Here is a 22,668-nt window from a genome sequence, read left to right as displayed (position 1 = left end):
TAGCTAGTCCTTCTTTTCGCTGTTGCCCGGACCCGGTGCAGGGGTCGGCGGGGTGGTTGGCTGTGGCGCCGTGGTGGCCGGTGCACTCGGCGTAGTGGTCCGGGCCGGTGTGCCGCTCACCATGTTGGTCGGCGGGGCATTGAACGGGGCCGTGCCGTAGGCAGGGGCTATCTGGAGCATGTACTTGGAGAACATCGGGCCAGCGATCATGTAACCGTCCACTGCCGGGTAGAACTTGCCGTTTACCGTCAGGTTCCGGCCCGGGCGGCTCTGGTCGCCAAAGGGGTCGCCGAACCATGCGGCGGTGGCCAGGCCGGTGGTGTAGCCCACCACCCAAGTGGAGCCGTTGGTGTCGTTGGTGCCGGTCTTGGCTGCCACGGGGAAGTTGGTCCTGGTGGACAGCCGGGGCTGGATCAGCGAACCGGAGCCGCCGTTCAGCACTTCCTGCATGGCGTAGGCGACGCCACGGGCCACTTCGGGTTTGACGGCGTCCTTGCAGTTGGAGGACTGGGCGGGAAGCTGTGCGCCGGTCTGGTCCGTGACGGAGGTGATGGCAATGGGCTCGCAGTACTTACCGTCGTTGGCGAACGTGGCAAACGCGGCGGCCATGGTCAGCGGGGCCGTCTGGGTGGAACCGATGAGGTTGGCCAGCGTGGTCATCTTGACCTGCGGGTTGGGGTCCTCAGCCGTGGGCAGGCCGCCGTGGATGCCCACGGCGTCCACGATCTTCTGGATGCCGCACAGGTCAACCTGGGCCGCGGACGCGAACGTTGCCGTGTTGATGGAGTTCATCAGACCGTAGAGGACGGTCATGTTCCGGTAGTAGCCCTCGTCCGAGTTCTGCAGGTCGAAGCTGCCGGGAATCCCGGCGTCATACCAGCCGACCGTGGGGTCCGGGCAGGTGTTCCTCCAGGGGAAGTTCTGCGGATACTTCCGAACCGCCGCGTTGATGTTCGTGTTCATGGACTTGCCCTCGTTGAGCCATTCAGCGAAGGTGAATGGCTTCATGGTGGAACCAGGCTGGGCGCCGCCCATGCCGTTGAGGTCGTTGCCGTCCTTGTCCAGCTTGTCCACGTTGAAGTTGATTTGGGTATCGAACTTGCCGTCAGCGGGCAGGAACGAGGTGTTCTGGGCCATGTTGATGATCTTGCCGGTGTTGGGCTGCACCGAGACGATCGCCGAGCCCCACTTGTCCGGGTTGGCGCCGGCCGCGGCGTCGGACTCGGCCTGCGCCGCGTTCTGTGCGTTGGGATCAAGGGTGGTGGTGATGGTCAGGCCGCCGCGGAAGACACTGTTGATGCGCTCCTCGGAGGTGGCGCCGTAGGCAGGGTTGTTCAGCAGCAGGTGCAGGACGTAATCGCAGAAGTAGGGCGCGGTGGCGGCGTAGGCACAGCCCTGGCGGGCGGGGGTGACCTTCGGCTCCACTGGCGTGGCCACGGCGGCGTCGTGGTCGGCCTGGGTGATCTTGCCCTGGCTCAGCATGAGGCCGAGCACCAGGTCGCGGCGCTGCTTGGCGTTGTCCGGGTTGGAGATCGGGTCAAAGGCGGAGGGGCTGTTGACCAGGCCTGCCAGCAGGGCGGCCTGGGGGAGGGTCAGGTCCTTGGCAGTGGTGCTGAAGAAGAATTTGGAGGCGGCTTCAATGCCGTAGGCGTCCCGGTTGAAGAAGACGATGTTGAGGTAGCCCTCAAGGATCTGCTCCTTCGAGAACTCCTTCTCCAGGGCGATGGCCAGCTTCATTTCGCGGAGCTTGTCGCCCACGCCTTTGTTGACGCCGTTGAGCTTGATCTGCTCCTCGTTGCCCTCAGCGGCGAGGTTCGCGTTGAGGACGTTGTTGACATACTGCTGGGTGATGGTGGAGGCACCCTGCTTGTTGCCGCGGGCGGTGCTCACCAGGGCTCGGAGGATACCGGTGGTGTCCACGCCGCCGTGATCGTAGAACCGGCTGTCCTCAACGGCGATGACCGCTTCCTTCATGAAGGGGGAGATCTGGTCCAGGGAGACCTTGGTCCGGTTCTCTTCATAGAGGTTGGCGATGAGGCTGCCGTCCGCGGCCAGGATCTTGGTGGACTGGCTGGGCGGGTCTACTTTCAGCTCCGCCGGGAGGGTGTCGAAGAACTCGATCGAACCGCTTGCTGCGCTGCCCGAGACGGCGGCAGCGGGAACCAGCAGGCCAGCCACCAGGACACCGCAAATAGCGCTCACGCCAAGGAAACCTAAAATCTTTCCGAGGGTAGTGGCTGTGTCGAAAATGGGGTTCTTACGAGTCACCATGTTTTCCACTTTACCGGCAAGGACTAGTCTTTCTCTCATGACCAAATGGGAGTACGCGACGATTCCGCTCATTATTCACGCCACCAAGCAGATCCTGGACCAGTGGGGAGAGGACGGCTGGGAGCTCGTCCAGGTCGTCACAGGTCCCGACGGCAACGGCCTTGTTGCCTACCTCAAGAGGGAGAAGCAGTAACGTGAGCACCCCCGCAAACACCACGTCCGGTGCGGAAACTGCGCCGATTTCCGCCGTTGAACAGCGCCTCTCCGAGCTCGGGCTGACGCTTCCCGAGGTGGCCGCTCCCGTGGCCAGCTACGTGCCGGCAGTGATCTCCGGCAACTACGTTTACACCTCCGGTCAGCTGCCGTTTATTAACGGCAAACTCGAAGCTACCGGCAAGGTGTCCACCGGCACCGAAGGATACGCCGACGAAGCCACGGTGTCCCCCGAGGACGCCCAGCGCTTTGCGGCCATTTGCGCCGTCAACGCCCTGGCTGCCGTCAAGAGTGTCATTGGCGATCTTGACCGCATTACCCGGATCGTGAAAGTAGTGGGCTTCGTGTCCTCGGACCCCTCCTTCACCGGCCAGCCGGGTGTCATCAATGGTGCCTCGGACCTGCTGGGACGCGTCCTGGGCGACGCCGGCAAGCACGCCCGTTCCGCCGTCGGCGTTTCAGTGCTGCCGCTCGACTCGCCCGTCGAGGTCGAACTGATCGCTGAATTCAGCTAAGGACCGGTCACCTCTTTTGCCTCAACTCGCCCGACGCCTGTTTGTCCTTCCCCCTGATCTCGAAGGGGCGGCACGAAGCTGGCTCGATCACGGCGAGCGGACGCCACGTGCTGCCCGCTTCGCCTCATCCGTGGTTCTGCTGCGCGATTCACCCACCGGCCTGGAGACCTGGCTCGGCTACCGTCCGGGCTCCTCGCCGCTGGGGGTCCTCGCCTTCCCGGGAGGTTCCCTGGACGCGTCCGACGACGACGCCCTGGGTTGGCTGGGCCCCTCACCCCAGCATTGGGCTGAGCAATTGGGGACGGACGACGTCGGGCTGGCGCGGCGCCACGTGGTGGGCGCCATCCGCGAGCTTTTTGAGGAGACCGGTGTGCTTCTGGCCGGACCCGACCCCACCAGCACGGTGGAGGCCACGTCCACTCCGGAGTGGATGCGGGCACGGGAACTGGTGGCGAACCAGGAGAAGTCGTTCGGCGACGTCCTGGCCAAGCGGGGACTCTCGCTCCGAACGGACCTCCTGAAGCCGCTGGTGAACTGGCGCAGTCCGGATTTCGCGCACCATCGGTTCGACACCCGCTACTTTGCGGCGACCGTACCGATGAACCAGCAGCCCACCCTCCTGGAAAGCAAGGGAGTCTGGGGCCGATGGGTCAACGCAGCCACAGTTATCGCTGATCGGGACACCACCGCACTGGGCGACGAAGTGGGGGTGGAGAACACTGTGGGCCTCACACTCGGCCAGCTCCTCGTTCCCGGTTCCGAGATCATGCTCGAAAAGATGGCCGCCGCCAACGGCTGCATCGCGTACCTCAGCTATAAGCGCAAGGCCCACGTGTACCAGCCCCGGCTTGTTGAAGAGGACGGCAAGCTCATGCTCGAAGTCGAGGCCGCGAAGACGGTGGCGGGCGACCCCCAGCGGGAGCGCTAGGGTGTTTTAGCGCCGGCCCTGCAACCGGATGGTGGCGTACGGGCGGCTGGGGAGATTACCCGCCGTCCAGGACTCGTCCGAGGGCTCCAGCGGTATCTGGCCACGGCCGTCACGGATCACCAGGGCGACCGTACCGATCACGGCCCCCACACAAGCCCAGCCCAGCAGGATCAACACAACAGCCGTAGCCACAGACATCGCCATGCACCTCGCCACTTAATTTTACCGCCGTGGCTTGGGCGCGGCGCTGGCTGTGAGAGTGGGTTTGACGGCGCAAAAAGGCCCGAAGTCCGGCATCCGGAAGCGTGCGTCAGAGCGACGAAGGAGCAGCACGCGTGGGCCCACGCCGTCAGGGATCCCCGCGGCCGAGCTTGCGAGGATGGGGTGACGGTGGGGAGGATGCCGGCCTCGGGCCGGACGCTTCTTGGGACTTTGCGGGTTTAGCGGGAGCGCTGGCGGAGGCGCTGCATGTCCAGGATCACTACGGCGCGGGCCTCCAGGCGGAGCCAGCCGCGCTGGACGAACTCGGCCAGGGCCTTGTTAACCGTTTCGCGGGATGCGCCCACCAGCTGGGCCAGTTCTTCCTGGGTGAGTTCGTGCGCCACCAGGACGCCGTCCGTGGCCGGGCGGCCAAAGCGGTCGGCCAGGTCCAGAAGGGCCTTGGCGACGCGGCCGGGAACGTCGGAAAAGACCAGGTCCGAGAGGGAGTCGTTGGTGCGGCGCAGGCGGCGGGCCAGTGCCTGCAGCAGCTGGGCCGAAACCTCGGGGCGGGTGCGGAGCAGTGTGTTCAGGCTCTCGTTCTTCAGTCCGGCCAGGCGGGTTTCGGAGACGGCCGTGGCTGTCGCGGTACGCGGGCTCGGATCAAAGAGGGCCATTTCGCCGAAGAGTTCGCCCGGGCCAAGGATGGCCAGGAGGGATTCCCTGCCGTCCGGAGACGTCCGGCCCAGCTTCACCTTGCCGGAGACGATGAAGTAGAGCTGGTCACCCTGGTCGCCTTCGCGGAAAACCGAGGCTCCGCGGGAAAGGTCCACCTCGGTCAGCTCGTCCGTCAGCAGACGGAATGCTTCGTCGTCGAGCGTGGCGAAAAGGGGTGCTCGGCGCAGTACCTCGATGTCCATAAAATCTCCTGAATAAAAAGTGTCGGCTGTGGCGCTTGTGCCATTGTTTCAGAATTTTCAACGTTCTGTGACGTACTTGGCAGCCGAAACGCCCTGAAGCGCTGGGCCGGAAGCCCATTTGAGCCGTGCAAGGCAACTGAAGCCGCATTCTTCCGGAGCGTATCCGGAGGATCCGCGGATAATGCGGAAGCAGAATCCAGGCCGGTGGGAACGCACAGAATAATGTCAGCCGGCGCCACTAGAATTGGGTTTCAACTGTTTATAAGGAGCCTTAGTGTTTGGCCTGACTGTTCTGGACCTGGTACTGATCCTGGCCCTGCTGTCGTATCTGGGCTACGGCCTGCGCAACGGGTTCCTGGTGACATTGGGCGGAATCGCCGGGTTCGCCGCGGGCGCCGTGGCCGCCTTTTTCGCCGTACCCCTGGTCAGCGGCTTCGTTGATGATTCAGGGTGGAGGCTGACCGCCATCGTAGCCGCCGCCGTCGTCCTGATCGCCGTGGGGCACGGAGCAGGCACCATGATCGGCCGGAAAATCCGCGGCACCGTGCGGATCAGGCCGCTTCGTGCCGTGGACCGGCTGATCGGCGGGGCCGTGAACGTTGCGGTCTCAGCGCTGATCATGTCCATGCTCGCCTTTAGCGTCAGCTCCCTCGGCGTCCCCTTGGTGTCCCAGCAGTTGGCTGAATCGAAAGTCATCCGGTTCATCGACGGCATGACGCCTACCCCGGTCAAAGCCACTATGGCGCAACTGCGTTCAACGGTGATCGGCAACGGCATCCCCACCCTCCTGGAAGGCCTCGACCAGGGCCAGCCGGTGGTAGTGCCCGACGCCAGCACGGACACGCCCGCCCTGAACCGCGCCGCAGAATCAGTCCTTAAAATCGCCGGGACCGCCTTCGAATGCGGCCAGAACCAGACCGGGACCGGATTTGTCGTCTCACCCGGAAGGGTTGTGACCAATGCCCACGTCGTGGCGGGCGTGTCGCAACCCGTTGTGGAGGTCCCTGGCGGCAGTGCCATGCCTGGACGGGTGGTCTATTTCGATACCAGGCACGACCTCGCTGTCCTGGCAGTTGATGGACTTCCCGCCGAGCCGCTGGCCCTGAGCCCGGACCTTCCCAACGGCAGCCCGGCCGCCTTCGCCGGCTATCCGCACGGCGGTCCATTCCTGTCCAAACCGGCCACGGTGCAGGACATCACCACGGTGCTGGTGCCGGACATTTATGGAAACAGCCCGGCACCCGAGGAGATCTACCGGCTCGCTGGGGACATCCAGCCCGGCAACTCCGGCGGGCCGCTGCTGACCACGGAGGGCTTGGTGGCCGGTGTGATCTTTGCCAAGGCGACATCAGACACAGAACTGGGTTTCGCCATCACTATGGATGACCTCAACCCGGTGGCGTCCCAGGCTCCCGGCCTCAGTGCGCCGGTATCCTCCGGGCAGTGCATCCAGAAGTAACAGTGCATCCGGTAGCTGCAAGGGTCAGAGCCACTCGAGGCTTTGTCCATGCGGGCCGGTGATGGCCACCGGGCTGCCGTTATGAGTCAGCAGGAACCTGCCAAGGATCTGCTGCGCGTCAATCTCGGGGACCACGTTTGAACCGTCCTCCTGGTAAATGACCATGTGCCCCTCGTTGCTGAGCCAATGGATGCCCCGGCTGGCGGCGAGGTGCTGCATGGTCCGCCGGAATTCGGTCCGGCCGGCGGCGGTCAGATAGCCCATCACCGCGCTGTGGAAGACCACCAGTGCTGCATCGTCCGGCGCCTGGGTGGCGAGTTCCAGCAACCGCTCGTTCAGGTCGCCGGCGACGAGGTGTGGCGGATCCTGCCGGGCGATGGCGACGGCCTGCTGGAGTCGTGTGCGCCGAAACTCCTGTTCCGGCCACACCAGTGCCTCCAGCCACGCGACGTCCCCAGGATCCCCCACGTCCAAGGGATTCAGGTCGATGCCAGCCCGCCACACCACGGACGGGAGCGAGGCCGGCAAAGGTACCCGGCCGGTGGTGGCGCAGTTCAGGATGGGGACCCCGGCCGGGGCTCCAACGTCCGGGCCGGGAGATAACCGCGTAACTGTGGTGCCGTCGTCGTACTCGTAGCCGTACCGGTCCGGGTACAGCACCAGGCCCGCTGAGGCGCCCACCTCCAGCAAAGCCAGCGGCTTACCCTCAGCCTCCGAGATGGCCGCCAGCGACGGCAGCAGCGTGGCGCAGCGGCCTGCCTCGTTGGTCTGCGTGGACCGGGAGAGCACAATCCTGCTGACATCGTCCCATCGGGCGTTGAGGAAGTCGCGGAACTGTTCAAAGGGGCCCGGCACAGCTCCGAGGTACCGGGCGGCGGCAAGGAGCAGGTTGGGCTGGCGTTTGTCATGCGGCCACCGGTCAATGCGGGCGATGATCTGCGGGTCGTCGGCGATCCCCAGAGTCCATTCGGCGTAGCAGGGGGAGGAACCGGGGGCTTCCACGCTGCCAAAGTGCCGGTACCACGCGGCGGTATGCCCATCGGGCTCGGCCGGGACGCGCACACCGTCCGATTCGGGCTGCGGCTCCGGCCCGGCGGCCATGGCTACAGCGCTTCGGCCAGGTAGTCGATGGCGAGCTTGTAACCGAACACTCCGGCGCCCACGATGACAGCAGTGCAGACGGGGGACAAGAAGGAATGGTGCCGGAACTCCTCGCGCTGGTGCACGTTGGTGATGTGGACCTCGACGGCGGGAAGCTGAACCGCTGCGAGGGCGTCACGCAAGGCCACGGACGTGTGGGTGAAGGCACCGGCGTTCAGCACAATGCCGACGGCGGTGCCGCGGGCTGCGTGGATGGCGTCAAGGAGCACGCCCTCATGGTTGGACTGGACGCATTCCACCGTGAATCCATGGGCCTCAGCGGTGGCACCGGCCAGCTTCTCGACGTCGGCGAGGGTGGAGGTGCCGTACTTTTCCGGCTCTCGGGTTCCCAACAGGTTGAGGTTGGGGCCGTTGATCACGAGGATGGTGCCACGCCCGGCGGTCTTGGTACTGCTGTCTGGGAGGCTCTGATCGGATTCGTTCATGCTGCCAACTTTAGGTGATGACGGCTGATGACCGATTGGCGCCAGCCTGAGCGCCGGATTCTGCACCATCATTCGTCCGGTGTGGTTCCACCGTGCCGCCATTCCAGGAGGCGTGGGACTCGGCCAGCAAATGATGGAGCAGAATCCGACACTATAGTGCGGTGAACCTCAGCACGAGGGCATGTTCCGGGTTCAGGATGGGCATCGGCAGGCCCACTTCGGCCAGGAAGCGGCCGCCGGCAACTGCTCCGTCGGCCAGCCATGACGGCGGCCTCACTTGCGTGTAGGTGTGGGCGTAGTCAGCGTCTCCAGGTGTCGGGAAGATGGACTCCACCCGGTAGGTGCTTTCAGGTTCGAGCCCGGGGATGGTGATGCGGCCGGTCTGCTCAGCGAACGCGGTGCGCGTGCTGACCAGGGCGAACAGTGCCGCCGTTGTGCCCTGTGCGGGTCGGGCCGAATCGGTTCCGGAGGCCACTACGCCGTGCAGGAGCAGGGAGCCGTCGGCAACGTCCGCGCGCACCATGCGCCCGGAGTGGATGAGATCGCGGTGTTCTTTGTACAGCCCAATGAAGCGCTTGAGCTCGTCGCGCTGCGCACCCTGCACCTCCCGGACGTCCCACTCCATGCCGAAGTGGCCAAACAAGGCCGTGATGGCACGGAAGGACAGGTCGTGGGTGCGGGCTGTGGTGTGCGAGGTGGTGGGGCCGACGTGGCCACCCACCAGTTCGGGCGGGACCACCAGCCCGGTCCAGCGTTGGATGGTCTGCCGTTCCAGGGCGTCGTTGCAGTCCGAGGCCCAGATCCGGTCCGTGCGTTCCAGGATCCCCAGGTCAACGCGGGCGCCGCCGGAGGAACAGCTTTCAATCTCGACGCCGGGATGGGCCTTCTTGAGTTCGTCAAAGAGCCGGTAGGCCGCCAGGGTTTGCTCGTGGACGGAGGAGCGTCCGGCGTGGCCGTGCTCCAGCAGGTCCCGGTTCTGGTCCCATTTGAGGTAGCTGATCTTGTTCTCGCACAGGAGCGCATCCACGCGGTCGAAGATGTACTGCCACGCTTCGGGGTTCACGAGGTCGATCACATGCTGGTTCCGCCACTCGATCGGCAGGCGGCCGCCGTCCTTGTGCGAAATGGCGGCCGGGCCGACGATCCATTCGGGGTGGGCGCGGGCTATGTCGGAGTCGAGGTTGATCATCTCCGGTTCAACCCAGAGCCCAAATTCCATTCCGCGGGATGTCACGGCGTCGATCAGCGGCGTGAACCCGTCCGGCCACAGCGCCTCGTCCACGTACCAGTCGCCAAGCCCGGCGTTGTCGTGGCGTCGCCCGCGGAACCAGCCGTCGTCGAGGACAAATCGTTCCACCCCGAGCTCGGCGGCGGAATCGGCGAGCTCGATCAGGGTGGGCAGGTTGTGGTCGAAGTAGACAGCTTCCCAGGTGTTGAGCACTACGGGGCGGGGCTTGCCGCCGCCTGCGGCGGGGAGCACGTGGTGGGGGCGGGAGCGGAACCAGTTGTAGAACGCCTCGCTGATGCCGTCCAGGCCGCGGTCGGAGTAGGCGGCGAACAGTGCCGGAGTGGTGTAGCTGGCACCCGGCTCGAGGATCACTTCGGCAGGGCCGAGGAGCTCCGAGCCGCCGATCATGGTGCGGCCGTCGCCGATGCTGTCTGCGAACTGCTCGTGGTTGCCGCTCCAGGCAAGGTGCGTGGCCCAGACCTTCCCGTGGCGGTTGCCGAATCCAGCGGTGCCGGCGGCGAAGAGCAGCGAGGAGTCGTGTCCGGTGCGGCCATGCCGGCCGGTGCGGACCCAGGTGCCCTGCTGGATGGGACGGCGCTGCGGGTGGCGTTCCCGGCACCAGCGCCCGGTCAGGTCAAGGAGTTCGACGGCGTCCGGCGCCACCGGGAGGACGGTTGCCAGTTCGTCGAGCTGATAGGGCGTGGTGCCATCGTTGGTGACGGTGTGACGCAGCTCCAGCAGGCCGCCGTCGTGCAATGTCACCGAGGACAGGACGGTGAGGCCGGCGTCGGGATCGGACTGGACGATGGCAGCGGAGTTACCCTCGGCCGTCGCTGTGACGACGCGGAGGCGAGCTGAGAAGTCGAGGCCGGAGACGCCGTCGGCGACGCGGTGGCCGCGGAGGGCGGGACGGCCACGCCAGCTGGAGGACGCCTGCGGCAGGAGGCCGGCGGGTACGGTGGCGTCGATGGCGGAGTGCGGGATCGGCTCGCCGAGGATGGCGAGGTCCGGAAGTGGGGCGTCACCCAAATCGGCGCCCCAATGGATAATCTCGGCCTCCCCGCTGTCGAAGCTGATCACCAGGCTGGTGCCGGCGGTACGGAGGTGGAGCGAATCCATAGGTATATCTCTTTCGGTAATTATGGCGTGCGTTCACTGACGCAGGACGGTGGTGGTGCTGTGTTGGGGTGTGGTGTCCGGATGCCGCCGCCGCGAGGAGGAAACGGCGGCATCCGGAGCCGATGACTGCGGCCACACCCGCAGTCACGTTTTTTGGTGGACCAGGCCTACTTGAAGAGGGCGTTGACCTGTTCGTTGACCTGGGTCAGGGAGCTGGCGGGCGCCTTGCCGGACACCACGGCGTCCATGGCGGGCTCCATGATGCCCTTGACCTTGGCTGTGTTATCAGTGATCGGGTACAGGAAAGTGGTCTTGTTCTTCACGTGCTCGGTGAAGGCCGTCACGTCCACACCCTTGGCCTTGAAGGCTTCGGCGGCCTTGTCAGAGGAAGTCTTCAGCGCCGGGAAGACCACGGCCTTCGAGGCCACAACGTCCTGGCAGTCAGCGGAAGCGAGGTACTCCACCCACTTGATGGAGGCGTCCTTCTTCTTGGTGCCTGCCCAGATCGAGTCAGCCAGGCCGTTGAACATGGAGGCGCGCTCGCCTTCCGGACCAACGGGAGTCGGGGCGATGCCCACCTCGATGCCCTTGTAACTGATGTACTGGCCGGTCATCCACGAGCCGTGGGCGTTGATGGCAGACTTGCCGGCTGCGAAGGTGTCTGCCATCGCGGCGCCGACCGTGGTCTCCAGCTTGGGCATGTAGCCCTTCTGGGCCAGTCCGGCGAACCAGGCCATGCTTTCCTGGAACTTGGGGTCGTCGTAGTTGTAGTGCGTACCCCACGGGTTCTTGTCCGTGTGGGACCAGCCGGTGGTGTTGGTGAGGTAGCTCCACTCCGTCTGGCCGGAGGAATCTCCTCCGCCATTGAGGCCCAGGCCGTAGACGGCGACATTGTCCTTGTCGAAGCCGGCCTCGTCGCCGCGCTTGCCGTTCTTGTCAACGGTCAGGTGGGCGATGACCTTTTCGTAGCTTCCGCCATCTTCGGGGTTCCAGGCGAGGTCTTTCATCTGGTCTTCGGTGATGCCGGCGCTGGCGAGCATGGCCTTGTTGTAGAACAGGCCGATGGTGTCCCAGTCCTTCGGCAGGCCGTAGCGCTTGCCGTCCTGGCCGACCCAGAGGTCCGCGAGGCCCTCGTTGTAGGCGGTGAGGTCTACGTTGTCTTTCTCGACGGCGTCGTCGATGGGCAGCAGCTGCTTGTTTTCGGCGAGCTCACCATAGCGTCCGAGGTGGTTGGTGAAGACGTCCGGGGCAGTGCCGCCGACAAAGCCGTTGGTCAGGGTGCTCCAGTAGTCGTCCCAGCCGCGCTGGGTGATCTTGACCTTGATGTCCGGGTTGGCTTTGGTGAAGTCGTCTGCGCACTGCTGGTAGGCGGGCAGCTGGTTGGCGTCCCACAGCCAGTAGCTGATCTCGCCTTTGGCAGACTCTGCCGAGGACGATGAGCCGCCGCCACAGGCGGACAGGGACAGTGCCACAGTTGCGGCGACGGCAACGGCGCCGAGGGTTTTCTTCATGGTTCTACTTTCCGTTCGGGGGATGCGATGGGCTGTTACTGGTGGGGAAATTTACTTGATGCCGGAGAAGCCGATGGAGTTGACGATCTTCTTGCCGAAGGCGGCGAAGAGGATCAGGACGGGCAGGGCCGAAATGAGGGTGGCGGCCATCAGGCCGGACCAGTCCGGGGCTCCCTGCGGGGACTGTGATTTGAAGACACCGAGGCCCACCTGCAGGACCCGCACGTCATCCTGGGAACCGACCAGCAAAGGCCAGAAGTATTCGTTCCACTGGCCGATGAAGGTGAGCAGTGCGAGGGTGGCGATGGGGGCAGCGGCGTTGGGGAGAACGATCTGGAAGAAGATGCGCAGGTGCTTGGCGCCGTCGAGCATTGCCGCCTCTTCGACTTCCCGGGACATGTTCAGGAAGAACTGGCGCAGGAAGAAGATGGCGAACGGTGTCATAAAGACGTACGGCAGGACCATGCCGAGCATGGTGTTGAGCAGGTCCAGGTTCTTGATGAACAGGAAGTTCGGCAGGGCCGTGAAGATCGGCGGGACCAGCATGGTGCCGAGGAACAGGCTGAACACCAGGTTCCGTCCCTTCCAGCGCAGCCGGGCAAAGGCGTACGCAGCCATCGAACTGAAGAACACGGCTCCGGCGGTGGTGATGGAGGAGAAGATGATGGAGTTCCGCAGGTAGAGCCAGAAATCGATGGCGGCACCGGAACCGCCTTCCGCGACGGCGTCGGCTGGGCTTTGCAGGCCGAATACCCGCATAAAGGCGCCGAAAGTGAATTCCGCGGGAAGCAGGCTGGCCGAGTTGGAAGCCAGTGCCGAGTTGGTGGACAATGCCGTGCGCAGCACCCAGAGGAAGGGCAGGACGGAGACCGCGATGGCCAGGACCAGGAGGGCCCAGGCACCTGCCCGGCGGGGGTTGAACGGACGACGGCGGCGGGTTGAGGCCGGCAGCGGTGCGCGGCTGGTGGTGGTGGTCATGCGGGGCTCCTAGTCCAGGTCCGACTCGTTGCCCTTGAGGAACTTCATTTGGATGAAGGCCACGAAGGCGAGGATGAGGAAGAGAATGACGGCAATTGCAGATCCGTAGCCGAAGTCCGACTCGGTGAAGGCACGCTGGTAGATGTAGTACTGGATGACGCGGGTTGCGTTGACCGGCCCGCCGGCGGTGGTCACGGCAACGGTGTCAAATACCTGGAACGAGCCGATCACCGTGACAACCAGGACCAGGACCAGCACCGGCCGCAGCAGCGGAATGGTGATTTTGCTGAAGGTCTGGAACGGTGACGCGCCGTCGAGTTTGGCCACTTCGTAGACGTGGCCAGGGATGGCCTGGAGCCCGGCGAAGATCAGCAGGGCTGTGTAGCCCATGTGGCGCCACGTGTTGATCAGAGCCTGGGTGGGGATGGCCCACTCCTCGCTTCCGAAGAAGGCGACCCGGGGGAGGCCGGACCATTCGATGAACTGGTTGACCACACCGATCTGGTAGTCGAGCATCCAGAACCACAGCAGCGCCGCGATGACGTTTGACATCAGGTAGGGCAACAGCAGTGCGCCGCGGATGAGCGTGGACTTTGCCACCTGGTGCATCAGGAGGGCCAGGCCCAGGGCCAGGGCGGTCTGGAGGACGATGTTGAGGAAGACGTATTGGCCCGTGACCGCCAGGGAATTCCAGAACAGCGGGTCTTTGGCGATGGCCGTGTAATTGTCCATCCCCACCCATTCCGGGTCACCCAGGATGTTGTACTCCGTGAAGCTCAGGTACACACCGCGGATGGTCGGGACAACGTAGAAGAAGACGAACCCGATCATGGCCGGGGCGATGAAGAGGAGGGCGATCTTGAGGTCGCCCAGCTGGCGGTAGCCGCCGCGCGGCATGGGGGCTCCGGGCTTAGGCGGGGCGGATCTCGTGTGCTTGGCAAGGGTGGTCATCGTCGACCCTTTCCTGACTGTGATGTGGATAACAACTGGTGAGAAATCTACACGAGTAGATTGAATGTGGCAAGAAGAATTTCTAGGCTTATTTGACAGGGATTAATCCAGTCGCTAGCCCATTGACTCGAGTAGATTCCGGTGCAACACTGGGATTCCTGATGGACAGCGCTTGCCCGGCGCTCCTGCAAGCACCCGTGGAAAGAGGGACAATGGCGTTTTCAATCGGCGTAGTAGGAGCCGGCCAGTTCGGCGGCCAGTTCGCGCACCTCTTCAATCTCCACCCCGGCGTGAGCTCGGTGTATGTGGTGGATGAGCTTCCGGAGCGTGCCGCCGAGGCAGTGGAGCGCTACCACCTGGTGGGGGCAAAGGCGAGCTTCGAGGAACTTCTCGCCTCCGACGTCGATGCCGTGGCAATCTTCACCCAGCGCTGGACGCACGGTCCCCTGGTGGAGCAGGCCCTTCGTGCCGGCAAGCACGTCTACTCGGCCGTCCCCATGGCCATTTCCGAGGACGAAATCGCCCGGATCATCGACGCCGTCCGTGAAACCGGCCTGGTTTACATGATGGGGGAGACCAGTTACTACAACCCCGCCACCGTCTACGCACGCAAGCAGCTTGCCGCCGGCCGCTTCGGGCGGATCTTCTACGCCGAAGGGGACTACGTCCACGACATGGATCTAGGGTTCTACGACGCCTACCAGTACAGCGGCGGCGAGCGTTGGAAGGAAACCGCCAGCTACCCACCCATGCTGTACCCCACGCACGCAGTCGGCGGAGTACTCGGCGCCGTCCCCGCCCATGCGGTCAGCGTCAGCTGCGTAGGAGTGAAGGATGACCGCAATGACGGCGTCTTTGACAAGGAAGTCAGCATGTTCGGAAATGACTTCTCCAACGCCACGGCCCTCTTTGAACTCAACGACGGCGGCGTGATGCGCACCAACGAGATGCGCCGGGTGGGCTATCCCTCGCACATCAGGGAGTCCCGGTTCCGGTTCTTCGGTACGGAGGCCAGCTTCGAGCAGCTCGCCAAAGTCACAGTGTGGCAGGACAAGGAAAACGTCCACGATATTTCCGAGCAGTTCGAAACCCGTCCCAGCATGTCCCTGGACGACCCGTCCCTGGCGAACGTTGCCCCGGAACTGAGGGACGCGTTTGTCTCCGGGCTCTCGCCAGTCCACGACGCCGAACGGCTCCCTGAGGAGTTCCGCGGCGCGCCAAACGGCCACGAGGGCAGCCACCACTTCCTGGTGGACGACTTCGTGACAGCGGTCAACACCGGGACGCTGCCACCTGTCAATGCCTGGGTTGCCGCGCGGTTCACCCTTCCCGGCATTGTGGCCCACGAGTCAGCCCTCCGCGGTGGGGAACGGCTGCCCATCCGCGACTTTGGCGATGCCCCGGAAATTCGATAGCTAGCATTGACATCATGACGACTCCAGCAGTGCAGGCCCCGCGCGGCCCGGTGACCCGCAAGGACGTTGCCCGGTACGCCGGCGTCAGCACCGCCGTCGTCAGCTATGTGGTGAACGGCGGGCCAAAGAAGGTGGCCCCCGTCACCGAAGCGAAGGTCAAGGACGCCATCCGCGTCCTGGGCTACCGCCCCAACGCGGCGGCCCGCGCCCTCAAGCTGGGCTCCAGCGAGACCCTGGGGCTTGTGGTCCCGGACATTTCCAATCCTTTCTTCGCTCTGTTCTCCCACGCGGTGGAGGATGCAGCGGCCGACTTGGGCTATGCCCTGGTGCTGAGCAACTCAGACGGGAACCTCGCCAAGGAGCGGCGAAATATCCGCAACTTGGCTGCCCGGCAGGTGGACGGGGTGCTGTTGGCCAGCGTCCTCTTTGAACCCGATCTGGAGGTCCTGGAAACGGCAGACATCCCCTCCGTACTGCTGAACCAGGAACGGGATGCCCCCGGTTTCAACAGCATCGGTGTTGATCTCGCAGCCGGCGCCCGGATCGCAGTCCAGCATCTGATCAGCCACGGCCACACCAACATCGGCCTGGCAATGGGCACCAACGTTTCCGACAGCACAGATGGCCGTGAGGTCGGTTGGCGGGAGGCATTGCAGGAAGCGGGCCTGCCGGAGGGGCCCATCGTGTACAGCTCATTCACTCGGCCCGGCGGTTATGTTGCCGGGCAACGCCTTTTGGCGTCGATCAACCGGCCAACAGCCATCTTTGCCACCTCTGACATGCAGGGGATCGGTCTGTTGCGGGCGATCCATGAGGCCGGCCTCTCGGTGCCGGGCGATATCGCAGTCGCCTCGTTCGACGGTTCCATTGAGGCCGAATACTCGTGGCCACCGCTAACTACGGTCGAGCAGCCCGTGGCCGATATGGCAGAGGCCGCCGTGGCCGCCCTCGTGGCCGCCCGACGCGGCGAGAAGCCCCGGCACCGCATCTTCGCTACTAAATTGCACGTCCGCCAGTCCTGCGGCTGTCCCTAGGGAAGTCCGGCTAACCCGCGATCCGAAGCCTGCCGGTCCGCTCGCCCAGGATCCGACGAGCTTCGGGGCTGAGGCCAGCATCGCTGATGACCTCATCGGCCTCGTCCAGGGCCGCTATGGTGCTGATCCCCAGCATTCCCCACTTGGTGTGGTCAGCCAGTACGACGACGTTGCGCGCCGCGGCCACGAAGGCTCGGTCCGTCTCGGCTTCCAGCAGGTTGGGGGTGGTGAAGCCGGCGTCCGCGTCCATGCCGTGCACACCCAGGAACAGCACATCCAGGTGCAGCTGCTTCAGGGCCGCCGTCGCGATGGGCCCAACAAGCGCGTCCGACGGCGTGCGTTCGCCGCCGATGAGGATCACCGTGGAGCCGTAACGGGCAGAGCCGGCGGATGCGCCGTGATGGAACAGGTCCGCGATGCGCACGGAGTTTGTGACCACCGTGATGCGCGGACCGTTGACCAGTTCCTTGGCAAGCGCCCACGTGGTGGTCCCGGCGCTGAGGCCCACTGCCATGCCTTCGTGCACCAGGCTGGCTGCCTCCAGGGCGATGGCCTTCTTCTCGGCCGTCAGCTGGGTGGATTTGAGCTCAAAGCCGGGTTCGTGCGTGCTGACATCACCGGGGATCTTGGCGCCGCCGTGGATCCGCTCCAGCCGGCCGCCCTCCTCCAGCACTTCAATGTCCCGGCGCACGGTCATCAGCGAAACGCCCAACTGCTGCGCCAAGTCGGACACGCGAACAACCCGCTCACGCTGGACGGCGTCCACAATCGCCTGATGTCGAGCAGCGGGAAGCATCTAAAAACCATCCTTAAAGCCAACGGACAGGGGCTGCACCAAGCATACGGCGACGGCGCCGCCCACAGTGGTGGGAAGCGCCGTCGACGAGGAGCGGGAGTTATCCGGCAGCGCGCGTCAGAGCGAGGAACGAGCAGCGCGCAGAGGATGACTGCCGCTCCTCGCCCTGCCACGCATTACTTCCGCAGGGATGCCGCGATCTGCTTCATGATGGTCGGGTCCGACAGGGTGGTGGCGTCGCCTACTTCGCGCCCTTCTGCGACGTCCTTGAGGAGGCGGCGCATGATTTTCCCGGAGCGGGTCTTGGGCAGTTCGGGTACCACGAGGATGGTTTTGGGTTTGGCGATGGGGCCGATTTCCTTGCCCACGTGGTTGCGGAGTTCGGCGATGATCTGGTCGCCTGAGTCCACCACGTCGCTACGGAGGATGACGAACGCGACGACGGCCTGGCCGGTTGTCTCGTCCGCAGCGCCCACCACGGCGGCTTCGGCGACGGACGGGTGCGAGACGAGGGCGGATTCGATTTCGGTGGTGGAGAGCCGGTGCCCGGAGACGTTCATGACGTCATCCACGCGGCCCAGGAGCCAGATGTCGCCTTCCTCATCCTTCTTGGCGCCGTCGCCTGCGAAGTACATGGTCTCGAAGCGGGACCAGTAAGTGTCCTTGAACCGTTCGGGGTCGCCCCAGATGCCGCGGAGCATGGCGGGCCAGGGCTCACGGATGACCAGGAACCCGCCATGGCCGTTCGGGACGGACTGGCCGAGTTCGTCCACGACGTCCACGGCGATGCCGGGCAGAGGCACCTGGGCCGAGCCGGGCTTGGTGGCAGTGACGCCGGGCAGCGGGGCGATCATCTGGGCGCCGGTTTCGGTCTGCCACCAGGTATCCACGATCGGTGCCTTGTTGGAGCCGATGACGTCGCGGTACCACATCCAGGCCTCGGGGTTGATGGATTCACCCACCGAACCGAGGACCCGGAGGGAGGAGAGGTCGTACTTGTCCGGGATATCCCGGCCCCACTTCATGAACGTGCGGATCGCCGTGGGCGCGGTGTAGAGGATGGACACCTTGTACTTCTCCACGATCTCCCACCACCGGCCCTGGTGCGGGGAGTCCGGGGTGCCTTCGTACATGACCTGGGTGGCGCCATTGATGAGCGGGGCGTAGGCGACGTACGAGTGCCCGGTGACCCAGCCGACGTCGGCCGTGCACCAGTAGACGTCCGTGTCGGGGTGCAGGTCGAAGACTGCCTTGTGGGTGTAGGCGCCCTGGGTAAGGTAGCCGCCGGTGGTGTGGAGGATGCCCTTGGGCTTTCCGGTAGTGCCGGAGGTGTACAGGATGAACAAAGGGTGTTCGGAGTCATGCCCGACGGCGGTGTGCTGGGCGGATGCCGCACCGACGGTGTCGTCCCACCAGTGGTCGCGGCCCTCGTGCCAGTCCACGTCCTGGCCGTTGCGCTTGACCACTACCACGTTCTGCACGCTGTGGCCGCTACCGTCACCAGGACGGGACAGGGCGTCGTCGACCGCCGGTTTGAGGGCGCTGGGCTTGCCGCGCCGGTAGGTGCCGTCGGCGGTGACCACCAGCTTGGCTTCGGCGTCGTCGATCCGGGACCGGAGTGCGTCGGCGGAGAACCCGCCGAACACCACAGAATGAACCGCACCGATGCGGGCGCAGGCCAGCAGGGTGATCACGGCTTCGGGGATCATGGGCAGGTAGACGGCCACCCGGTCGCCCTTGGCCACGCCGAGGGATTCGAACGCGTTCGCGGCCTTCTTTACTTCCTCGGTGAGCTGGGCGTAGGTGTAGGTGCGGGTATCGCCGGGTTCGCCCTCGAAATAGATGGCCACCCGGTCCCCGAGCCCGTTCTCCACGTGCCGGTCCAGGGCGTTATAGGCGGCGTTGACCTCCCCGCCTACGAACCACTTGGCGAAGGGCGGGTTGGACCAGTCCAGGGCCTCATCGAAGTCCTTGGACCAGGTGAGCAGTTCACGGGCCTTCTTGGCCCAAAACGCCGGCCGGTCGGCGTCGGCCTCGGCGTAATCGGCTGCGGTGACCACGGCGTCGGCAGCGAATTCCGGGGTTGGCGCAAACTTGCGGTTCTCGTGCAGCAGATTTTCGAAGGCATCGCCCTGCTGGTCGCTCTGCACGGAAGCTTCGGGAGCGGTGGCGGTGGAGCCGGGAGTGTCCTGGGACATGGTGAACCTCATCATTCATCGACCTTTGCTGCGCGGCATGTGCCGTGGCCGGGCGGCACCCCACCGCTTTGCGCGGCATTGGGCAACGGCCGGTCACGGACATTCCGCAAAGAGCTGTTCCGAAATCAAGACTAATGCTTGAGTCCGCAGCTGTGTGTGCCCTGTCACAGAGGTGCCCGTGAGCGGCGTTTATTAAGCGGTGAATGGTTTCGCCCACTCGCCGGGGACGCCACGCAGCCAACCCTTCGGCTAGTGATCGCCAAGGCTGTTGGCTAGGCTGAGATTGAATTGTGACTTTCGACGGAACCGTCCGGCCGGGTAACAGCGTTGCGGGTGACCCGGCCGGCAACACCGTTTCAGACGGCACGGTTTGTGGGACCGCAAGGTCCCGTGCCGCCACGCTAAGGAGAACAGAATGAACCAGCAGAGCTTCGGCCAGACAACCGGCCGTGCAACAGCGGCCGGACCTGACGGCTCGTCCGGGAGCAGCGCGGGGAAAGGCCAGCCGGAGCCAGCCATCGGGAAGGCCAGCTCCCGGCACCAGGCAGTTCTGGGGCACTTCACAGTCCGTGACCTCACCGTCTTCGCCGCCACCCTCATTCTTTTTGTCACCTCCCTGCTGCCGGTCTTCCTCACCAGGTTCAATCTCTGGAACGTGGGTAACCTGTTCTTCCTCGGGCTGGGAATCGTCCTGCCGCTGATCGTCAGCGCACTCTTTGCGGCCCGCAGGCTTGCGCCCGCCACGAAGGTCCGGATCGGATCGCTGTCCGTCGACCAGTTCGCGTCCGTGGTGGCGTCCTTCTCGGTTGCGTTCTTCTTCCTGTCCGTAGCCAGCGACTACCACCCCGCCCTGCTGGCAGGACTGATCGGCTCCGTCGTCCTGTTTGCGGCCACCGTGCTGGGCAGGTTCATTCCGTACTTCGCCAGCGACTTCGAAGGGCGTCAGGAGGTCCCGGCCCACGTGGTGGCCCGCGAGTCTGCCGTTCCGCTGCCTAAACCGCGCACGCCCAAGGCCCCGAAGGAACCCACTGCCCCGGAGGAAGCTAAGCCCGTGTCAGGCGCTTCACCGGACAAGGATCATGCCGCTGTTCCCGGTGCTGCCACTGGTGCAACAGGATTTTCCACGGGTCCGGCTGCTGCAGCCGGTTCTTCGGTTGTTTCCAGTTCCATTGGACACACAGGACCCCAGACGGTGACGACGCCGGGAACCTCGCCGTACGCGCCTGTACAGCCGTCCCCGCAGGAGGCGCAGCCAGCACAGCAGGTGCCGGCGCCCGCGCAGAAAGCACAGCCTGTGCAGTCCCGCGCCGCCGACACGGCAGCCGTCTCGTCGGCCCCCGAGGTATCCGAATGGCCTTCAGAAGGTGACTTTGGGCCCCCAACCCAGGCAGCCGACGTCGTACCTCCCGCAGTGGTTGCCGCAGCAGACGAGGCCCACGGGAACGATACCCCGGCGGTCACGCCGGCCCGCCAGGCGTCCGATCCCATTCCAGCCACGGCCGTCCACCCGCAGGTTCGCAAGGAAGAGCCCATTGGCGCCACGGTGGATCCGGCAAGCCGCCCCGAGGAATCCGAGGAGCACCCCGTCCACGAGGCCTTCTGGTTCGCCGTCGCACAGCACCGGACGGCCGTTGATCCCCGGACCGGTGCCCCCGCCTTCGTCATTGAGCCGGGCGGCTGGGTCCTGGCACTCGAGGATCGGGGCCACGAGTTCCTGGTCCAGCACACCGACGGCCGCGTGGGCGTGTTGCGCGACCTGAGCAACATCGAGCGCGGTTAGCCGGCCCGGTGGCCACTTCACGTACTTCAAGGAACGGCGCGGCCCGGGGGGCTGCGCCGGGGCCAACGGCGGCGGCGTCCGGACCCAAGGTCTCGAACGAGTCCCTCCTGGCCCTGAAGCGCCGCGCGCGGCGCATCAACAAGGCTCTGGCTGAGAAGTACCCCTACGCTCACGCGGAGCTCGATTTCCGGAGCCCCTTTGAGCTGCTTGTGGCCACTGTCCTGTCCGCGCAGACCACCGACGTCACCGTCAACCAGATCACCCCGGTGCTGTTCGCCAAGTACCCCGACGCCCGCGCAATGGCCGAGGCAGACCCGGCCGTCATGGAAGAAATCATCAAACCCACCGGGTTCTTCCGGGCAAAAACCCGGAGCCTGATTGCGCTGGGCACCCGCCTGGTGGATGAATACAACGGTGTGGTGCCGTCCAGGCTTGAGGACCTTGTGACCCTCCCGGGGGTGGGCCGCAAGACGGCGAACGTGGTGCTGGGCAATGCCTTTGGCGTCCCAGGCATCACTGTGGACACGCACTTCGGACGCCTGGCACGCCGCTTTGGCTGGACCGGCTCCGAGGATCCTGTCCAGATCGAATTCGACGTCGGCGAGCTGTTCGAACCCAGGGACTGGACTATGCTCTCGCACCGCGTGGTCTTCCACGGGCGGCGGGTCTGCCATTCGCGGAAGCCGGCCTGCGGGGCCTGCCCGGTGGCCAACTGGTGCCCCAGCTACGGCCTGGGCGAGACCGATCCCGCCAAAGCCGCCAAACTGCTGAAATACGAGCTTGCTCCCGGCAGCGAACAGCTGCTGGCCCAGTTGCTGGCTGAGACGCACCGCGCCGCGGAAATCCGGATGGAATCACAGAAACGGGTTCCGTGAGCGCACGTGAGGACCTGATCGACCTCGTACAGCGGACCGAAGCAGGCAACGCCCCCGAACCCGATGCCCTCTGGGCCGCGCTGACTGTGGACGAACGCATTGCGCGCAGGGCGGCCGTACTGATGCTCTTCGGTGTTTTGGACACCGTCCCCGCATCGTCCGGCAAGCCACTCGCCCCGGCCGACCTCGACGTCCTGCTGCTGGAACGCGCACACACCCTGGAGTCGCACCCCGGCCAGGTCGCGTTTCCAGGTGGCAGTATCGATCCGGGGGAAACGCCGGTGGAGGCGGCGCTGCGCGAAGCGGAGGAAGAAACCGGCTTGGACTCCGGAGGGGTGGAAGTCCTTGGCACGCTGCAGGAGCTCGGGCTGGCACGGAGCAACTTCCTCGTGACGCCGGTGCTGGCCTGGTGGGCCTCGCCATCGCCGGTGCGGGTGGTGGACTACGGGGAATCCGCACAGGTTTTCCGGATCCCGGTCCGGGACCTGCTGGACCCGGACAACCGGGTCATGTCCACCGTCAGCCGCGCCGGGCGCACGTTCAATAGCCCGGCCTTTACCGTCAACGGAGTGGTGGTGTGGGGCTTCACAGGCATTGTGCTCAACGGGCTCTTTGAGCAGTTGGGCTGGGCCGTCCCTTGGGACCAGTCCCGCCTGCACAACATCATGATCTGACCGGCGCCACCCTTGCCGC

General features: G+C 65.1%; 20 protein-coding genes. 9 read left to right on the top strand and 11 right to left on the bottom strand.

The window, feature by feature from the left end:
* Nucleotides 1-3: 3 nt before the first annotated feature.
* On the bottom strand, nt 4-2,271 hold the full coding sequence (locus ACFC25_RS03005; protein ID WP_337345965.1) for a transglycosylase domain-containing protein: 2,268 nt from the start codon (nt 2,269-2,271) through the stop codon (nt 4-6).
* Between the two features lie 37 nt (nt 2,272-2,308).
* Here ACFC25_RS03005 and ACFC25_RS03000 point away from each other — a divergent pair, with 37 nt between their 5' ends.
* Genes ACFC25_RS03000 through ACFC25_RS02990 form a run of 3 tightly spaced genes read left to right on the top strand, consistent with a single transcriptional unit; the run spans nt 2,309 to nt 3,927 of the window.
* Nucleotides 2,309-2,464, top strand: coding sequence for a DUF4177 domain-containing protein (locus ACFC25_RS03000; protein WP_011693223.1), 156 nt, complete (start codon nt 2,309-2,311; stop codon nt 2,462-2,464).
* 1 nt (nt 2,465) lies between these two features.
* Nucleotides 2,466-2,999: a RidA family protein gene (locus ACFC25_RS02995; protein ID WP_337345966.1), complete on the top strand. Its 534-nt coding sequence runs from the start codon at nt 2,466-2,468 to the stop codon at nt 2,997-2,999.
* A 16-nt stretch (nt 3,000-3,015) separates the two neighbouring features.
* On the top strand, nt 3,016-3,927 hold the full coding sequence (locus ACFC25_RS02990; protein WP_337345967.1) for an NUDIX hydrolase: 912 nt from the start codon (nt 3,016-3,018) through the stop codon (nt 3,925-3,927).
* A gap of 6 nt (nt 3,928-3,933) precedes the next feature.
* Here ACFC25_RS02990 and ACFC25_RS02985 read toward each other — a convergent pair whose 3' ends face one another.
* Both ACFC25_RS02985 and ACFC25_RS02980 read right to left on the bottom strand, forming a co-directional pair.
* Complete coding sequence (locus ACFC25_RS02985; protein WP_337345968.1) at nt 3,934-4,131, bottom strand: hypothetical protein; 198 nt, start codon at nt 4,129-4,131, stop codon at nt 3,934-3,936.
* 236 nt (nt 4,132-4,367) lie between these two features.
* Complete coding sequence (locus tag ACFC25_RS02980) at nt 4,368-5,045, bottom strand: Crp/Fnr family transcriptional regulator (RefSeq protein WP_131135058.1); 678 nt, start codon at nt 5,043-5,045, stop codon at nt 4,368-4,370.
* Nucleotides 5,046-5,319: 274 nt separating this feature from the next.
* On the opposite strand from ACFC25_RS02980, the gene ACFC25_RS02975 reads away from it, so the two are divergent.
* Complete coding sequence (locus ACFC25_RS02975) at nt 5,320-6,504, top strand: MarP family serine protease (protein WP_337351540.1); 1,185 nt, start codon at nt 5,320-5,322, stop codon at nt 6,502-6,504.
* A 24-nt stretch (nt 6,505-6,528) separates the two neighbouring features.
* Here the strand turns inward: ACFC25_RS02975 and ACFC25_RS02970 are convergent, their stop codons facing one another.
* The 6 genes from ACFC25_RS02970 to ACFC25_RS02945 form a co-directional block, all read right to left on the bottom strand.
* The gene (locus ACFC25_RS02970) at nt 6,529-7,605 is read right to left on the bottom strand and encodes a DUF2332 domain-containing protein (protein WP_376043944.1); all 1,077 of its coding nucleotides are present in this window, start codon (nt 7,603-7,605) and stop codon (nt 6,529-6,531) included.
* Between the two features lie 2 nt (nt 7,606-7,607).
* Nucleotides 7,608-8,090 (bottom strand): type II 3-dehydroquinate dehydratase, encoded by a 483-nt coding sequence (gene aroQ / locus ACFC25_RS02965; RefSeq protein WP_376043942.1) that lies wholly within the window; start codon nt 8,088-8,090, stop codon nt 7,608-7,610.
* Between the two features lie 151 nt (nt 8,091-8,241).
* Nucleotides 8,242-10,437, bottom strand: coding sequence for an alpha-galactosidase (locus ACFC25_RS02960; RefSeq protein WP_376043940.1), 2,196 nt, complete (start codon nt 10,435-10,437; stop codon nt 8,242-8,244).
* Between the two features lie 167 nt (nt 10,438-10,604).
* Nucleotides 10,605-11,948 carry a sugar ABC transporter substrate-binding protein gene (locus ACFC25_RS02955; RefSeq protein ID WP_337345973.1) on the bottom strand — a complete coding sequence of 448 codons (1,344 nt, stop codon included), beginning with the start codon at nt 11,946-11,948 and terminating at the stop codon, nt 10,605-10,607.
* Nucleotides 11,949-11,999: 51 nt separating this feature from the next.
* The gene (locus ACFC25_RS02950; protein WP_337345974.1) at nt 12,000-12,926 is read right to left on the bottom strand and encodes a carbohydrate ABC transporter permease; all 927 of its coding nucleotides are present in this window, start codon (nt 12,924-12,926) and stop codon (nt 12,000-12,002) included.
* Between the two features lie 9 nt (nt 12,927-12,935).
* The gene (locus tag ACFC25_RS02945; RefSeq protein ID WP_376043939.1) at nt 12,936-13,877 is read right to left on the bottom strand and encodes a carbohydrate ABC transporter permease; all 942 of its coding nucleotides are present in this window, start codon (nt 13,875-13,877) and stop codon (nt 12,936-12,938) included.
* Between the two features lie 212 nt (nt 13,878-14,089).
* Here ACFC25_RS02945 and ACFC25_RS02940 point away from each other — a divergent pair, with 212 nt between their 5' ends.
* Both ACFC25_RS02940 and ACFC25_RS02935 read left to right on the top strand, forming a co-directional pair.
* Complete coding sequence (locus tag ACFC25_RS02940) at nt 14,090-15,292, top strand: Gfo/Idh/MocA family oxidoreductase (RefSeq protein WP_337345975.1); 1,203 nt, start codon at nt 14,090-14,092, stop codon at nt 15,290-15,292.
* A 14-nt stretch (nt 15,293-15,306) separates the two neighbouring features.
* Complete coding sequence (locus ACFC25_RS02935; protein WP_337345976.1) at nt 15,307-16,326, top strand: LacI family DNA-binding transcriptional regulator; 1,020 nt, start codon at nt 15,307-15,309, stop codon at nt 16,324-16,326.
* A gap of 10 nt (nt 16,327-16,336) precedes the next feature.
* Here the strand turns inward: ACFC25_RS02935 and ACFC25_RS02930 are convergent, their stop codons facing one another.
* On the bottom strand, nt 16,337-17,122 hold the full coding sequence (locus tag ACFC25_RS02930) for a DeoR/GlpR family DNA-binding transcription regulator (protein ID WP_337351547.1): 786 nt from the start codon (nt 17,120-17,122) through the stop codon (nt 16,337-16,339).
* Nucleotides 17,123-17,298: 176 nt separating this feature from the next.
* On the bottom strand, nt 17,299-19,320 hold the full coding sequence (gene acs, locus ACFC25_RS02925) for an acetate--CoA ligase (protein ID WP_337346275.1): 2,022 nt from the start codon (nt 19,318-19,320) through the stop codon (nt 17,299-17,301).
* A 415-nt stretch (nt 19,321-19,735) separates the two neighbouring features.
* Between acs and ACFC25_RS02920 the strand changes: the two genes are divergently transcribed.
* From ACFC25_RS02920 to ACFC25_RS02910, 3 genes are all read left to right on the top strand, one after another.
* A complete protein-coding gene (locus tag ACFC25_RS02920) occupies nt 19,736-21,100 on the top strand; it encodes a hypothetical protein (protein ID WP_337345978.1) in 1,365 nt (454 codons plus the stop codon).
* A 107-nt stretch (nt 21,101-21,207) separates the two neighbouring features.
* Nucleotides 21,208-21,975 carry an endonuclease III gene (nth, locus tag ACFC25_RS02915; RefSeq protein ID WP_337346276.1) on the top strand — a complete coding sequence of 256 codons (768 nt, stop codon included), beginning with the start codon at nt 21,208-21,210 and terminating at the stop codon, nt 21,973-21,975.
* Nucleotides 21,972-22,649, top strand: a complete 678-nt coding sequence (locus tag ACFC25_RS02910; protein ID WP_337345979.1) for a CoA pyrophosphatase — start codon at nt 21,972-21,974, stop codon at nt 22,647-22,649. The genes nth and ACFC25_RS02910 overlap by 4 nt, the downstream gene beginning before the upstream one ends.
* Nucleotides 22,650-22,668 lie beyond the last annotated feature (19 nt).

The sequence above is a fragment of the Pseudarthrobacter sp. NPDC055928 genome (genome assembly GCF_042270935.1).
In the GTDB taxonomy this organism is placed as follows: Bacteria; Actinomycetota; Actinomycetes; order Actinomycetales; family Micrococcaceae; genus Arthrobacter.
Note: the sequence above shows the minus strand (reverse complement) of the source record. Positions and strands in the feature narration are given on the sequence as shown.